Origin of the sequence: Weissella confusa, from assembly GCA_041871065.1 — a bacterium.
GTDB classification, from domain to species: domain Bacteria; phylum Bacillota; class Bacilli; order Lactobacillales; family Lactobacillaceae; genus Weissella; species Weissella confusa_A.
Map to the genome: position 1 here is coordinate 1,442,287 of CP168942.1, position 14,078 is coordinate 1,456,364.

Below are 14,078 nucleotides of genomic sequence, written 5' to 3' on the forward strand. Positions count from 1 at the left end.
CTGCGATATTAGCCGGTGACCAAGCAAGGACAGGAGCACCAGCAATCACTTAGCAGCAGTGGATTTCAAGGCGACAGGCGCAGAAACACGCTGAGGCTTAGTGAGAGCGGGACTCCGTTGCCACCAACTTATATTGCAGGACGGAGAACCCCCGCCCCCATATCCACCATGCCTCGACGCAACGCGTCGACACAAACCCCAACCCCCCAGTGAACGACAAAAAAAGCACACAACCGAAAAATCGATTGTGTGCTTTTGGGCTTTATTCTAGTTAAAGTATGACAACACTTGCGTCAATGCGTTTTCAGCGAAGATCGTACGTCCGTGTTCTGCAAGCACTTCTGCTGCCACCGGCGTTACTTCACCATACTCACGTGCTACCGCGGTGATGTCTTGCAAACCAGTTTGTGATACTGAATCATCGAATGACAACTCAAGGTAGTAAGCCTTGTTGTACTCGATAATCTTTGAATCACCAACTTCTTCTTGCATCATCTTAGCGAATTGGATGATGGCTTCAAAGTCGTTGAACTTCAAGATAACTTGACGGCGACCTTGCTTGTCACGTGCCAATTCACGAGCTGCATTAACCATTTGGTTGGCAGCTTGTTCTTCAGCACGGGCACGGCTGTTAGCCTTTGGCTTACGATCGCTTGTACCGTCATTATCAAGTAGTTGCTCCAACAAACTGTCTGAAACATCATCGTTGACGTCGCCCGCATCGCGATTTCCAAACATTGAGTTGATAACCCCATCCATCATGGCCTTATCACCAATGTTCTTTGAAATAAACAACTCCAAGCCATTTCGGTTTGGCAATACTTGGAAAGTGACAGCCTCATTGTTTTCAAAATCGTGCTCAACATCAACTTCTTCCAAGATATTGTAGAAGAAACGTTCAATTTCTTCCTGGTTGCCCAGCAAATCGATCACTGAGATACTGCGTTCTGCGAGATCGTCGTTAGTCACCACAACTCGAATTGTATCCTCGTTAATGCGTTCCATTTCCATAATTGGGCACCCCTTCCCTTCCCGCTATTCGGGAACTTATCTTTGTTAACCATTATAACAAAGTTACTGATTAATAGTCGATATATTAGTGTTTTAACCACCAATTTGGGCTAAAAAAGAGGCCACACCCAGCAGCCTCATTTTATGTATGGGTTAGGATGTTACAAATCCACCATAAGCGTTGCACGCTTAAGCTCTTGTTGACGAACCTCGTGTGGCAAGAAGCGACGAATCTCATCTTCATTGTAACCAACCTGCATACGCTTTTCATCAATCATTAATGGGCGCTTCAATAGCGCAGGTTGCTGTTGAATCATTTCAATCAATTGACTCAATGACAAGTCATCTAGCTTCACATCTAATTCAGCAAACAGCTTTGATCGTGTTGAGATGATTTCTTCAGTCCCATCTTCCGTCATGCGGAGGATGTTCTTAATCTCATCTCGGCTCAATGGCTCTTTGAAGACATTACGCTCAGTATAGGGAATGGCGTTTTCTTCGAGCCATGCACGCGCTTTGCGGCATGATGTGCAACTAGGTGATGTATATAACGTGACCATATGTGCCTCCTTCCGGCTTCTACGGTGTTACTGCTACCTATGGCTCCTATTATAACCGTCAATATGTGAACATGTAACCCCCATTTTTACGAAAAATTGCGAATAAATTACAGAAACATGACAGTCGAACTGCCCTTTATCACCACAAATTATTAAAAAATAATTAAGGCCAAGTTTACTTGTTCGCTATTGTTTTAATGGGGTTCATGCACGAAATGAAACGGTTATCACATCCTTTTGTATATAATTCTTATCACGAAAAATTCAGCGTAAAACATGAATTTATCGTGATAAAAAACGCGGACATTGATAACAATGTCCGCGAAAAAAATTTTTTAATTAATGTCTTTACGACCTTGGTTTTCGGCCATCCCCAACAACTTTTCCTTCAACTCAGTCTCCATTGCCTGCATTTGTTGCTCAGCATCGGCACGCTTAGCACGACCTTCACGTTGAATTTGCATCGTCTCTTGAATCGTTGCAATCAAGCTGTTTTGCGTTTCTTGAAGCGTTTCGATATCAACAACACCGCGCTCGTTTTCCTTCGCGGTTTCAACCGCACTTTGGTGAAGCATGTCGGCATTTGCACGCAAAAGTTCGTTGGTCGTATCAGCCACAGCACGCTGTGCAATCACAGCATTCTTTTGCTTCAACAACGTCAAAGCAATTGCAACTTGATTCTTCCACAATGGAATAGCCGTTGAAACAGACGCTTGAATCTTTTCGGCCAACACTTGATTCGTTGATTGAATCAATCGAATTTGTGGTGCTTGTTGCAACGCAATTTGACGCGTCAACTTCAAATCGTTAGTACGCTTTTCCAAACGTTGTTCAAACTGCACCAAATCTTGTACCTTTTGGACATCAAGTTGGTTGTTCGTTTGACGCGCCTTTTCTTGGGCAGCTGGCAATTCACGTTGGCGCACGTCGCTTAACTTCATCTCCGCCCCACCAATATAAACATTCAATTGGTTGAAGAAGTCGAGGTTTTCTTGGAACAACCCATCCAACATCTTGTTATCAGCCAACAAGGAATCCTTGTGACGATCCAAGCGGGCAGCCACGTTATCAACTTGCGCACCAATTCGTTGGTACTTCGCTGTCATTTCATAGACTGACTTTTGAACGCGGTTAAAGATACGGGCAAAGAATCCTTGCTTTTCCGGACGTAAATCGTCTGGGCTAGCTTGGTTCAATGTGTTCATCAACTCAGTTAGTGAGTCACCGATTGGGCCAACATCTTGATTTTGAACCTTATCCAATACACCTTGTGAGAAAGCTGAAAGGTTCTTTTGTGCATCTGCACCGTATGTTAACACTGAGTCGCTCGTTGAAACGTCCAACGTTTGTGCGAGTTGCAATGCCTTTGACTTCTCTTCAGAGGTCAACGTATCCGTTAACTCCGGTGTCGCCACCGTCTCTTTTGTCATTACTTCTTCTGTCATTTTTTATCCCCCATAGTTCGCTTCGCCACATCAATTTGATCGCGAAGTGAGTTTAAATCATCACGTGTGATTAAACGGTAGTCTTGTTGAATTTGATCAGCAAGTTGGCGCAGTACTTCACGCGCCGCCTTCAAGTGCGCTTTGTCCGACTCGTCAATCATTTCATGGTTCGCAATTTCTTGATACGTGACCAGAATTTGTTCCATGTTTGGCAAATGCGTATAAACAAACTCATCTGCTTCCGTTAATTGGGTTGGATCATCAGCTAATTCTTTTAGAATACCGCGTGCAAACCGCATCACATCGGTTTCAACCGCAATTTTACGCAATCCCGTCGTCAACTGCAACAATTCTTCCACGTGATCAACACTGGCTAGCGTCCGATTGAATGTTGCTTTAAACACAGTGACATCACGCTTCGATAAGTTATCAGTATTAATGGTTAGTTTTTGCTTTGCTGTCGTAATCCGTTGCTTAGTTTGCTTCATCGGCGTAAATACGACTTGACGGGCGCCCAAAACAACGCCTGATAGCACAAGTTGCACTGGCCAACCAATTCCCGGAATGGCCCAGGCAACACCGATTAACATTAGTGGTAGTAGCCAACGGAACACAAAGGTCGGCTTTGTGACCATGCTTACCAAGAACGCGAAGACTAACACATTCGAAATACTGTCTAGATAGGCTGGTGTAAACCCAATTGCCAAGAACACTATTAGAACCGTTATCCACTTACTTCGCCTTAACGTCTTTTTTGGAATTTTATCTAAATCCAGCATTTTTCTTATCCTCTCGAAAGCAACTATTCTTATTATACGTGCAATCGATAACTCTTGTCATGGTATATAAAAAAAGCAGGTCATCGACCTACTTCGTTGCCTCAGGATGCTCTTCAGCAAACACTAGTTCTTCACGCTCCTCGCGATGCGCTAAATCTGCCAGATAACGGCGTGACCAGCGGTAGACAACTAGCACTAAAATCAAAATTGCAATGGCTGCTGCTTGAATCAAAATGCCAATCGTATCGGCGTGATAAACCAATAGATTTCGAAGCAACGCCGTAATCCCAATATACATAAAGTTCTGCAAAGAAATACGATCTTGGATAAAGTATTCACGTGTTAGCACCACAAACTCGAAGAACAAGAACGTTTCCAAAATGCGTTCCGCCACCCCGAAGAAATCCGTTGCCAAATCCACATGTATCAGCATTGTGACCAATTCCCAGAGTTCTTTCACAAAGAACCCAATCATCACAATTCCCAACACCAACATCGCCAAATCGAGAATGATGGCGTAACCTTTTTCAATTATTTTACGATTCATATCCCGCCCTCACGCTTCTTTTCTCCATCATATCAAACCAAATGACCCGAAACAAACTTCGAGCCACCAGTAAATTCAATCTCAGGTTCAAAAAAAGGATGACTTCCCGTGTGTGAGAAATCATCCTTTCCTGTATGCCGCCGACAGACAAACAGCGTAAAAACAATACAAATATGGGGTGATTATTTGTTTTATAGCTAATAAAATCACACGTTGTATTTTCATTTATCTGTTTATGTGTTTTTGGTGAGTGCTACAAATTGTGCTACATTTTCAATTTTTGTTGTGTATTATATAATTAATTTTAACTTAACTTCATAAGGAGAAACTTACATGACTAAATTAACTCATTGGACAGAAAGAGTCCTCCAATTTTTAGCCTCAGAAACTGAAGACGACCGTATTTTATATGTAGGAAAGTTCAATGAGCTAATCGGCAATGGTTTCACCGAACGGCAGGCATATATCAATCTGCACCGTGAGATTGTAGAGCCATTGCTTGATGATGCCGACCTAACATGGGAAGAATATACCGAAGCAACTGCTAAGGCTATGACGCGTCCAACCTTATATGATGTAAAAGTATGGATCGAACTTGCTGGTAAGATTGGAGCTTCTGCGGCTACAGGTAACTGGCACGCGGTTGAACATGACTGGGAATGGGACGTTCCAAGCAAATAACACAAAAAGCCCGTCTGGATTAAGTACCTTTGTACCTAGTCCAGACGGGCTTAATTTATATGTGTGCCAACTTGCGTATCTGTTTCAATGTCGCAAGTTGGCCCAATTTAAAACTAGTTAGCGAATGCAGCCTTCAGCCAGACCGACTCACCATTCATCTCTACTTCAATCGATGATCCAACGCGTTGCAATACCTTGTACTTACCATTCAAAGTGAAGTATTCCGGAACTCCGTTGTTACCAAGGCCGTTTTGGTCCGCCAATGGGTTACCGTAACGGTCTGTCAACGTAATTGATGCAGCCGGCATATCGTTGTGGTAGTCAGCTACTGGAATAGCCATATCATTGTTTCGAACGTACACACTACCCAGCTCATATTGCCAGCTATCTAGATAGAATACACCGTTAAACTCTGCCGAGTCATCTTGAGTGTTAGCGTCCAAGATTTCGACATTCTTCTTGTTTACCCATGAGTAAATATCATCAAGTAACACACGGTCGCCATCGACTTCTAGCACTTTGTGTGGCTCACCCTTAACAAAGTCAGGAATAGCTTCACCAGTTGCGTAATAAGTAGCGCTGAAGTTGACCTTAACCGTCATACCCGACGCAATGCCTGCCTTTGGCGTGTTGTCAGCTTCCTTACCAGCATCAACGGCAGGTGTATCCGTGTTTGGCTTGTTAGGGTTACCGTTCTTGTATCCGTTATCCGTGATACCGGTCAAATCAACGTTACCGTCTAGTCCACCGGCAACATATGATGCAGTGAATTGGAATAATTGTACATTATCGAATGACGGAAAGTAGTTATAGTTTGGCTCTGGCGTAACCTCGTAATTAGGATACTGAGCCAACCAAAGCGGGTACTTATTAGCAATCGCTTGCAGGTCAAGGTTTGACATCAAGAAATTCTTGTACCCGTATAGCACAGCTGTCTTTCCCTTTGATTGAATATAATCAAGTCCGTACATAACTACGTCTGTATTCGTTGCACCTTGCTCAATATCCAAAGCAAAGATAGCTCCCTGTGGCGTTTGGCTTTTTGCTAGATAGTGATCAATTACGGTTTTCATGGTTGCACGGTCAGTAACACCGTCTACGAAAATATAGTCATGCGCGCGTTTTCCTTGGGCGATTGCATACTGAACTTGCGTTGGATACGTGTGTTGATCAACGTAGCCATGTCCAGCGTAGTACCCACCAATTTGAGCGATGGCAAACTTATCGTGACCATATCCAAACTTACCTTGTGCCCCTTGATAGATTGACCAGTCAACTCCTTGGTCACCCTTTGCGGCAAACGCAGTTGGTGTTGCTCCGGCAAATAAAAAGGCCGCCATTCCGGCGACCAGCATTGTCTTAATCTTACCCATTATTGTCAACTCCTTTGTTGGCTTTCAACTCTTGCTCAATAGCTCCTTCAATCTGTGAATCCGAGAAATGCCCCGTCAAACCATTAGCATCAATTCGTTGCTTAACGAATTTCACTGCGTCTTGTTGTTTTGCACTTCCTTGTCCCGGCCCCCAAGTCTTTTCGGCAATTGCGATACCTTGGTTGATCCAATCGTAGAACATGGCCAAGTTTTCATTCTTGGTGTGACTCTTAAGCCAACCAATTACGGCAGCTGCAACAACACCAAGAACACCAGTTTGTGCAATTCCAATTAACACATCAATTACTTTATTCATAATCGTTCATTCCTTTCGAACAATGTCTTGATTTGTTCATCATGCTTAGCAAGATGGACTTCATGCTCCTTAAATTGAATTTGGGTGTCATCCTTAATATGCCCCAATATTTCTTTCAAGTCGTCAATTGCATCAGTTAATGTAGCAATTGGTTTTGAAAAACCAACCTTAATTGCCCAATTTACGGCGGTAGTTATCGCCGTAATCAAAAAAAGAACAATCGTTACGACTGTTCCGGTATCTAAATTCATTCGAAATTCCCTTTCACTCTCTTAATGCTATCCTGGCCAACTATCGCTGGTCGAATATGACACAGATGAAACAATATAGTTTGAACTAGTAACTAAGCCGGTCATTCCGCGGTACGTGAATGACATTTTCTTTGAAGACGAGTCGAAATTGTAACGACCGAATCCGACCGCACTGCTGTACTCAATGAATACTGATTGACTCCAATCATCTGGCGAAAATCCCGAAGGAACAGTGACATTGAATAATTCAGATGCATAACTTGGGGTTGAAGAACCTGTCCAGTTTGTGCCTGTGTAGTTACCTGAAATCTCAACGTGCACAAAGTTACCCGTCCTTCTGAATTTAAACGACATACCGTTGGTACCACTTACTTCACGAGATACAACTGGGGTTGCCACGGAAATTGAGACGTTGCCAGAACCATCAATTGAAGCTGATCCCGTCACTGTTCCGGTCAGTGATAGAGTACGTGCTGTTTGCCATTTAGTTGCAGTCGCTGCATTACCAGATAGATTACCGTTAATGGTACTTGTAAACGTCTTGTCACCCGCAACAGTTTCATTACCTGTATTGTGTACAACATTATCGTCTTTTGAAATAGACTGCCAATTGCCCCAATTGCCCCCTAGTCTTATTCTTACCCACATTGTAGATTTGTGCACTGCGTCTGATATGTCTCTAGCAACAATGACTTGATAAATTAAATTGTCATCAAAATTTAATACGTCTATAAATGCACCATTTGGCATTTGGCTAGGAGCATTTGAATAGGTAACATCAATTTTATATTGTCCAGTAGCTGTTGCACTATTTAAGTCTTTTTGAGGTAGCCTATCAATTGAAAGTTTAGCTTTTATAGGATTATTAGCGACAAGTGTTCCCGTGAACGTCTTATCGCCAGCGATAGTCTCGGCACCAGTCTTGTGAACCAGGTTCGTTCCAGACGTTGCCATAGACACGTCACCCGAACCATCAATATTCACTGAGCCGGATACATCACCAGTTAGCGCTAGCGTTCTTGTAGTAGCCCATTTGGTAGCTGTTGCCGCATTTCCAGACGTATTTTGGTTACCCGCCGTATTTACACCAGGCAAGTTAATATCGGCTGAGCCATCAAAGCTGACGCCACCAACTTTACGTGCGGTCTTTAGCGTAGTTGCCGTAGCTGCGTTACCGGTCAATTCACCAGCAAGTCCTGCCGAAAACGTCTTCTTACCCGTAAACGTCTCGACCGTATCCAAGTGCGCAACCAGGGCATCATTTGCGACCGTTTTCCATGCTGACCACGCACCACCACTCTTAGTTGTCCACCAAGCATTGTTGTTAGAGTCAACCAGCTGCATGAAACCATTGTTAGTTGATTGAATAACTTCAACAACGAAATAATTTGATGATCCGCTAGGCTTATTAGTTGCCCCAATGTTTGCGTAGTAGTAGAAGCCGTTATCCAGAGTGAAAACATCCTTATTCGTGCTAATCACTTGCACAACTGGGTCAACGTTAATATCAGCCGTACCATCAAAGTTTTCACCATTAATCTTGCGTGCATTGGCTAGTTTTGTTGCACTTGTGGCGTTACCGGCCAATGCACCGCTAAGACCATCAGTGAACGTCTTTGACCCGCCAATCGTTTCAGCTCCTGACTTATGAACTAAGTTACTGTCATTATTTGGTGGGTAAACTGATGGCATTGTAGCCGTCTTGACATTAACACCAGTGATTTCACCGGAGGTATTAGTCGTAATGCTATCAATGATTGTCACAGTTCCGCCAACAGCAAGCGATTGTGATGATGAAGTGTTCGTACGTGTAGTTGCAGATTCTGTTAGTGCAATGTCAACATTACCTGAGCCATCAAACGTACCAGTACCAGTTGCAGCGCCACTAAACGAAATTGTGCGCGCTGTCTTTAGCTTTGTTGCGGTGTCAGCATTTCCTTGCAAGTTAGCAATAATAGCCGAACTAAATGTCTTAGACCCACCAATCGTCTCATTGCCTGTCTTGTGGACGGCAGAAGCATCCACGTTTGAAAGTTCCGCTGCAGTAGAAAAACGGTTCCACGCTGTATACGTAGAACCGTTCTGTACACGGAAATATGATTGACCATTAGAAATGTCAGTAAATCGCTCAACGTTGCTTTCTTTAACGAACACATACGTCTCAGCTGCGCCAGTCGGCTTGTCAGACGTTGTCTTTGAAGCATTTGTTGAAAGGTAAACGCCGTTATTCAAACTTGACAGTGCAACGTCAGCATTGATAGCCAGTGTATTCACACGATCACTTGTTCCTGAATTTCCACTAACCGAACCAACAATTATCTTCATGAAAGTCTTGATGTCGTTAATCGTCTCATTGCCTGTCTTGTGGACGGCGGCAGTATCATCAGCCTTCTTTGCGTCGCGTTGGTCGATATACTTCTGCAAAGCAATGTAATCAGCAACCGTCAGCATTCCAGCATACTGAGTGTTGACAGTTACGATTGACGTATCGCTGATTGCAAATGAAACGTCCAAATTAATTGTCTGCGCTGATTGTCCATTATACGCAGGAACCAACGTGGTCTCATTCGTATTGATAATTCCAAGGACATAATTGTCAGTACCGTAGACACCGGTAATGGCAATACCCTTCAAATTATAGTCAGCTGTAACATCACGATTATCAATAATCAGACGAGATTCAACAGTATTAGTCGTTAAATCCGTCGTAACCGTACCCATTGGCTTTGTTTGCTTAGGGTTCAGACCACTGATTTGTGAGTAGGTTAAGTCCTTGGTAAGAGATACCGTAAAGGTGTAGGCATTGATAATAGACATTTGTCCTTTATCAGCCAGCGCCTTTGTCATGACATCCTTACCTTCTTCAGTAAAGATTAGGCTAGAAAATTTATTAGCCATCACTTATCCTCGCTTTCATAGATTTGATACGTCAACGTATTACTGCTGATACCACGCACAGCTAACACGGCATTTGAATTATCAACGAATGTTACTTCATCAACACGCACGCCAGCTGCAACACCACTTCGAATTCGATCAATGATGTAGTTCTGTTCCCATTCGGTATTGGCCCATTGCAGCGGAATATTGCGGATTGCAATTGCTAATGGCTCACCGTCATCAACAGTTGTTCCATTCCACTTCCGCAACGGCTCAATCTCAATGCCCTTCTTAGGAATATTCAATGACCTTGCAATGATGTCCAACAGGCCATTCACCGTTGAGATACCGGAATTGATTGCCATTTTTGAACGAATCATAATGCGATAGAAACTATCGTCAGCCTCACCGCGCAATTGATTGTATTGAGCACCGATTGCATCCAGCACTTCACCGTTGGCATTATCCAACTCTCGAAAATCTTCAATCGTCGTAAACAAGTCTTGTAGCTGTTTAAATTGCCATTGCAACCATTCAGCGAACAACATTGTTTGACGACCATAGCGGCTAATTGGCGCCGGTAGCATAGCTAGAAACTGCTCTTTAAAACTATTTGCCATTCTTGGTCACCACCAAACTATCAGCTGTCGTCGTCGCAATACTGAACTGCGTCAATGGAATATCGGTCATTGATTGGGAAGCTGCTTTCGTGCCAATCTTGACACTGGCTACAACAATTCCGTTCACATTGTCATAAATGTACTTGTACAAGTATGAGAAGCGAACAGTTCCACCCATTGGAACGCTGCCAAGATAGTCGTTCACAGCCTTCTTAACTTGATCAACACCGTCAATTTCGAAGTCGTTATTAGTCGTAACGTCAACAGTCACGAAAATCGTTTCCTTAGTAGCATAATCGAACGCGACTACATTACCGGAAAAGCCAGCAGCGTCAGTCATTGTCTCTGTATGGCTGCCGACCATTAATATACCCGCCGAAACGGAATTGAACAGCGCATCTGCAATCTTCATTTCTTCACCACCATCAACATAGACGTGAATTGTCTTAGCTGGGTTGCCGTATGAATCGACTGCCATTGTATTGTTCGTAACAACTTGAACACTCTTAACCCCTGGAACTTCCATAACGGCGGAAATTACACCATTGACTGGGCTAGATGGCTTGGTATCATTGGCCAATCGAACACGATGCGCCAGTTCAGCATCCGTTTCGATATTTGCACCATTTTCCACGGCTTGTGGGTTAGTAACAGTGAAAATATCAGACGTTGGTTCAACCTGAGAAGTGATTGCATTGGCCGGTACGTTGTATTGCGCCCCGGTTTCCATTGCATACGCCGTTCCAGCCCCTGTTCCTGACGCAGATAACAGTACATCAGAACCTAACTGGTAGATTTTTCCGTCAGTCGTTTTGAACATTTTCCCAGCCAGAATGACAAAACCAGGCGTACCAGTAAACGACAAGTCAACAATTGCTTGCTCGGCTGGATTGCGATACAAGCCAAAGTTAGAAGCAATCTTATCCAACGAAACACCGGTTGCTGTGCTCAAATACTGACTGTTATAGACCTTTTCAGCAAGCTTATAAATCAAGTCCAAAAAGAACGCCATCAGACGGATTAAGACACCAGCGACAGAGTGCGCAGATGTGTCGGAATCAGAACCAAACAGCTCTTGCCACTTGGCAGTCAAATCAACAACGATTGTTTCGTATTGTGGCCGTGTGAAGCCATTACTATCCAACATCCAAAATCACCTCCGTAGTTTTTTGTTCACCATCAATAACTAAATCAAGTTTGATGTTTGCAACTCGCGCTGATAAATCAGCTGTAATTACTACATCGTTCACTGCATCAATTCGTGGCTCTTGTGTCAAAGCATCACGAATAGCCGTGACAGCATAGCGTTCATTGTATTGCTTACCAATCAAGTCACTGGTATCAAGCCCCATTTCAGCGTCGCCAATGAATGAGCCTAAGCTTGTTTCCAAAATAATCCTGATTGATTGCATAACTTCTTGATCAGCATCAATTGCGTGTGCGAAGTTGATATCGCCATCTTCTGCTAACAAAATATCTCGCATTAGTACACCTCGATAATGAATGCATCATTAAGACTGTGCATTCTAGTATTTGACAACGGAAACTCATCATTGCTGCCGTTGAAAGCGGCAATCGATCTGTCAATGAACAGTATCACGACCACGTCACCAACATGGACTTCATCACGCAACATTCGCCCAATATGCACACCAACAAGTGGTGCGCGGCTATTTCCGTCACTCTTCATAGCTAATGGCTGGACTTGAGCCTTTTTGCCGTCAGCATAGATACGGTCCACACGACCCAACTGGGCGACATTGATATTAGCAGAAATATTGTCAGGCAAAATATGCGTGAAGAACTCCACGTCATTGTTGTTTTTCTTAGCTTTTTTAGCCATTACTTCACCCCAATTTCAATTGATGTAGTCGGACTGGTTCCGTCAAATGCATGTTCACCACTTATCACAGTTCCCGTAATGTTAACGAACATACTTTGAATGTGGACATACTCACCAGTAGTAATTCGATAATTTAACAGACTCTCTGCTGAATATTGGTAGCGACCCATTCCGTCATCATCTTCATCCTTAACCCAGTCTTCATCTCGTCGCTCCATTGTTGGTGACGAAATCAAACCAGAACCATTGTTTAACTCAGCAGTACCGGTGTTGTTGTCGTCGTACATGTAACGCAATGTCAATTGTCCACGTCGATAGAACAAAGCTGAATGCGTGTCGCCAGCAATCTCTGCTAGTGCATCTAACGGTGAGCCGTCGACGGTATATCCTTCTGAATAGACATGATCCTCACGCATTGAAACTTTGTTCAGATTAATACCAGAAACACTGACAATCTTGTCAATTATTGTTGAAGCTGCCGTTCCTTCACCAAACGTCAATGATACGTCCGGTAGCTTGCGATAATCAGTTCCTTCTACGACTCGTAATGTGTACTTATGGTCACCGCCTTCTAGCGTTGGCACTGTCGTTTTATAGATAAATCCATCAAACAAAATACCGGTATCACCGCTATAACCGGCAATCACTTGTACTCGGTCACCTTCGTGAACACGATTAAAGCTAATTTGTGACATATTCCAAATGACGATTTCACCGACGCTCTGGTCGTTGGTGTTATCAAATGGAATATTAAATTCAATGTCCATGCTGTCGTTTGATTTTCGGTGATGGTATATGAGTTGTCCGGAGTCAGTCCAGATACTCAATTGAATTTCAAAATTGTATTGCACTGCATCTGCCATTACATCAGCTCCCCATCATCTTCTAAAGTCATCAGATACAGAAAAACGGTCTTTCCGAAATTATCCGGAGAGACCGTTGTTTCTTTCTGTGATTCATCAAACGGCATGATATCGACTGCCGGTATTGCTGGGTTAGTATAGTCAGCCCACAAGCGACGCCCATAAACTAACTTCTCGCCCAAAACAATTGGCACCATTGAATTGTCATACAAATCGACTGTGTAGAATTCACCATAATCATTGTAATTAAATTGTAGATAGACGTTGACACCACCTAATTCGATTTCAAAAATCTCAGGCAGCTGTGCAACGTTTACGTCAATATATGCTCGTAATGCCATTACTTCACCCTTGCCCTTGCTCCAATTGGGATGAAACGGTCGGGCCAACCATTCCAAGCTCTTAGCTGATCAATAGACGTACCATATTGAACCCACCAGCCCCAATAAGTATTACCAGCAACAACCGTAACGTACACACCAGGCGGTGGCGTTGCTTGCTTCTTACCGGCATTAACATTCTTATTCCAGGTAACCTTAACCGTTCTGACCCAAGTCAAGTCTACAGAAAACTTGATAGCGTTCTGATATCCACCATCTTCGTAGTCTTTGGTCAGATTACTCATCAGCATACTGTTATGCCGAATAGCACCAGAATAGCTGAGCAACGTACCGTTCTGCGACCAATCAAGCAACTGTTGATAATTCGCATCAATGTCTGACTGATTATTACCAGTTATCCACCCACTGAACCTGAAGTTCTTGCTCTGCATCTGTGAATGGTCAGTGATCGGCGAACCATCTTCGACCGGATGTGTTGCGACATCAATATTCACGTCTTCGTGCTCTGTTAATGAAAACACGTCAACAGAATGACCATTACTGTCATTGAATTTGGCCATCTAAGCAC

17 protein-coding genes are annotated in these 14,078 nt (G+C 43.4%); 1 reads left to right on the top strand and 16 read right to left on the bottom strand.

Annotated elements, in window-relative coordinates:
• Positions 1-267: 267 nt before the first annotated feature.
• The 5 genes from ACAW68_06825 to ACAW68_06845 all read right to left on the bottom strand — a co-directional run bounded on the left by ACAW68_06825 (position 268) and on the right by ACAW68_06845 (position 4,342).
• Positions 268-1,011 (bottom strand): adaptor protein MecA, encoded by a 744-nt coding sequence (locus ACAW68_06825; GenBank protein XGA15190.1) that lies wholly within the window; start codon positions 1,009-1,011, stop codon positions 268-270.
• A gap of 161 nt (positions 1,012-1,172) precedes the next feature.
• Complete coding sequence (spxA, locus tag ACAW68_06830) at positions 1,173-1,571, bottom strand: transcriptional regulator SpxA (protein ID XGA15191.1); 399 nt, start codon at positions 1,569-1,571, stop codon at positions 1,173-1,175.
• A gap of 335 nt (positions 1,572-1,906) precedes the next feature.
• Positions 1,907-3,016, bottom strand: a complete 1,110-nt coding sequence (locus ACAW68_06835; protein XGA15192.1) for a toxic anion resistance protein — start codon at positions 3,014-3,016, stop codon at positions 1,907-1,909.
• Positions 3,013-3,795, bottom strand: a complete 783-nt coding sequence (locus ACAW68_06840; protein ID XGA15193.1) for a 5-bromo-4-chloroindolyl phosphate hydrolysis family protein — start codon at positions 3,793-3,795, stop codon at positions 3,013-3,015. Before ACAW68_06840 ends, ACAW68_06835 begins: the two co-directional genes overlap by 4 nt.
• An 88-nt stretch (positions 3,796-3,883) precedes the next feature.
• Positions 3,884-4,342 carry a phosphate-starvation-inducible PsiE family protein gene (locus ACAW68_06845; protein ID XGA15194.1) on the bottom strand — a complete coding sequence of 153 codons (459 nt, stop codon included), beginning with the start codon at positions 4,340-4,342 and terminating at the stop codon, positions 3,884-3,886.
• 333 nt (positions 4,343-4,675) lie between these two features.
• Between ACAW68_06845 and ACAW68_06850 the strand changes: the two genes are divergently transcribed.
• Positions 4,676-5,023: a hypothetical protein gene (locus tag ACAW68_06850; protein XGA15195.1), complete on the top strand. Its 348-nt coding sequence runs from the start codon at positions 4,676-4,678 to the stop codon at positions 5,021-5,023.
• 113 nt (positions 5,024-5,136) lie between these two features.
• Here the strand turns inward: ACAW68_06850 and ACAW68_06855 are convergent, their stop codons facing one another.
• The 11 genes from ACAW68_06855 to ACAW68_06905 are packed head-to-tail and all read right to left on the bottom strand — an operon-like array spanning position 5,137 to position 14,070.
• Positions 5,137-6,396 (bottom strand): GH25 family lysozyme, encoded by a 1,260-nt coding sequence (locus tag ACAW68_06855; protein ID XGA15196.1) that lies wholly within the window; start codon positions 6,394-6,396, stop codon positions 5,137-5,139.
• The gene (locus tag ACAW68_06860; GenBank protein XGA15197.1) at positions 6,389-6,712 is read right to left on the bottom strand and encodes a phage holin, LLH family; all 324 of its coding nucleotides are present in this window, start codon (positions 6,710-6,712) and stop codon (positions 6,389-6,391) included. The genes ACAW68_06855 and ACAW68_06860 overlap by 8 nt, the downstream gene beginning before the upstream one ends.
• Entirely contained in the window at positions 6,709-6,963 is a 255-nt protein-coding gene (locus ACAW68_06865; GenBank protein XGA15198.1) for a hypothetical protein, read from the bottom strand. The genes ACAW68_06860 and ACAW68_06865 overlap by 4 nt, the downstream gene beginning before the upstream one ends.
• A 27-nt stretch (positions 6,964-6,990) precedes the next feature.
• Positions 6,991-9,861 (bottom strand): hypothetical protein, encoded by a 2,871-nt coding sequence (locus ACAW68_06870; GenBank protein XGA15199.1) that lies wholly within the window; start codon positions 9,859-9,861, stop codon positions 6,991-6,993.
• Positions 9,861-10,463, bottom strand: a complete 603-nt coding sequence (locus ACAW68_06875) for a hypothetical protein (GenBank protein XGA15200.1) — start codon at positions 10,461-10,463, stop codon at positions 9,861-9,863. Before ACAW68_06875 ends, ACAW68_06870 begins: the two co-directional genes overlap by 1 nt.
• Complete coding sequence (locus tag ACAW68_06880; protein ID XGA15201.1) at positions 10,453-11,610, bottom strand: baseplate J/gp47 family protein; 1,158 nt, start codon at positions 11,608-11,610, stop codon at positions 10,453-10,455. The genes ACAW68_06875 and ACAW68_06880 overlap by 11 nt, the downstream gene beginning before the upstream one ends.
• A complete protein-coding gene (locus ACAW68_06885; GenBank protein XGA15202.1) occupies positions 11,600-11,947 on the bottom strand; it encodes a hypothetical protein in 348 nt (115 codons plus the stop codon). The genes ACAW68_06880 and ACAW68_06885 overlap by 11 nt, the downstream gene beginning before the upstream one ends.
• Positions 11,947-12,306 (bottom strand): ABC transporter substrate-binding protein, encoded by a 360-nt coding sequence (locus ACAW68_06890; protein ID XGA15203.1) that lies wholly within the window; start codon positions 12,304-12,306, stop codon positions 11,947-11,949. Before ACAW68_06890 ends, ACAW68_06885 begins: the two co-directional genes overlap by 1 nt.
• The gene (locus ACAW68_06895) at positions 12,306-13,169 is read right to left on the bottom strand and encodes a hypothetical protein (GenBank protein XGA15204.1); all 864 of its coding nucleotides are present in this window, start codon (positions 13,167-13,169) and stop codon (positions 12,306-12,308) included. The genes ACAW68_06890 and ACAW68_06895 overlap by 1 nt, the downstream gene beginning before the upstream one ends.
• Positions 13,169-13,510 (bottom strand): hypothetical protein, encoded by a 342-nt coding sequence (locus ACAW68_06900; protein ID XGA15205.1) that lies wholly within the window; start codon positions 13,508-13,510, stop codon positions 13,169-13,171. Before ACAW68_06900 ends, ACAW68_06895 begins: the two co-directional genes overlap by 1 nt.
• Entirely contained in the window at positions 13,510-14,070 is a 561-nt protein-coding gene (locus ACAW68_06905) for a phage baseplate protein (protein XGA15206.1), read from the bottom strand. The genes ACAW68_06900 and ACAW68_06905 overlap by 1 nt, the downstream gene beginning before the upstream one ends.
• Positions 14,071-14,078: the final 8 nt, after the last annotated feature.

What these genes read in the sequence shown, in the direction of transcription:
- ACAW68_06825 (XGA15190.1), bottom strand. Translation starts at nt 1,011, where the DNA reads ATGGAAATGGAACGCATTAACGAGGATACAATTCGAGTTGTGGTGACT.
- spxA (XGA15191.1), bottom strand. Translation starts at nt 1,571, where the DNA reads ATGGTCACGTTATATACATCACCTAGTTGCACATCATGCCGCAAAGCG.
- ACAW68_06835 (XGA15192.1), bottom strand. Translation starts at nt 3,016, where the DNA reads ATGACAGAAGAAGTAATGACAAAAGAGACGGTGGCGACACCGGAGTTA.
- ACAW68_06840 (XGA15193.1), bottom strand. Translation starts at nt 3,795, where the DNA reads ATGCTGGATTTAGATAAAATTCCAAAAAAGACGTTAAGGCGAAGTAAG.
- ACAW68_06845 (XGA15194.1), bottom strand. Translation starts at nt 4,342, where the DNA reads ATGAATCGTAAAATAATTGAAAAAGGTTACGCCATCATTCTCGATTTG.
- ACAW68_06850 (XGA15195.1), top strand. Translation starts at nt 4,676, where the DNA reads ATGACTAAATTAACTCATTGGACAGAAAGAGTCCTCCAATTTTTAGCC.
- ACAW68_06855 (XGA15196.1), bottom strand. Translation starts at nt 6,396, where the DNA reads ATGGGTAAGATTAAGACAATGCTGGTCGCCGGAATGGCGGCCTTTTTA.
- ACAW68_06860 (XGA15197.1), bottom strand. Translation starts at nt 6,712, where the DNA reads ATGAATAAAGTAATTGATGTGTTAATTGGAATTGCACAAACTGGTGTT.
- ACAW68_06865 (XGA15198.1), bottom strand. Translation starts at nt 6,963, where the DNA reads ATGAATTTAGATACCGGAACAGTCGTAACGATTGTTCTTTTTTTGATT.
- ACAW68_06870 (XGA15199.1), bottom strand. Translation starts at nt 9,861, where the DNA reads ATGGCTAATAAATTTTCTAGCCTAATCTTTACTGAAGAAGGTAAGGAT.
- ACAW68_06875 (XGA15200.1), bottom strand. Translation starts at nt 10,463, where the DNA reads ATGGCAAATAGTTTTAAAGAGCAGTTTCTAGCTATGCTACCGGCGCCA.
- ACAW68_06880 (XGA15201.1), bottom strand. Translation starts at nt 11,610, where the DNA reads ATGTTGGATAGTAATGGCTTCACACGGCCACAATACGAAACAATCGTT.
- ACAW68_06885 (XGA15202.1), bottom strand. Translation starts at nt 11,947, where the DNA reads ATGCGAGATATTTTGTTAGCAGAAGATGGCGATATCAACTTCGCACAC.
- ACAW68_06890 (XGA15203.1), bottom strand. Translation starts at nt 12,306, where the DNA reads ATGGCTAAAAAAGCTAAGAAAAACAACAATGACGTGGAGTTCTTCACG.
- ACAW68_06895 (XGA15204.1), bottom strand. Translation starts at nt 13,169, where the DNA reads ATGGCAGATGCAGTGCAATACAATTTTGAAATTCAATTGAGTATCTGG.
- ACAW68_06900 (XGA15205.1), bottom strand. Translation starts at nt 13,510, where the DNA reads ATGGCATTACGAGCATATATTGACGTAAACGTTGCACAGCTGCCTGAG.
- ACAW68_06905 (XGA15206.1), bottom strand. Translation starts at nt 14,070, where the DNA reads ATGGCCAAATTCAATGACAGTAATGGTCATTCTGTTGACGTGTTTTCA.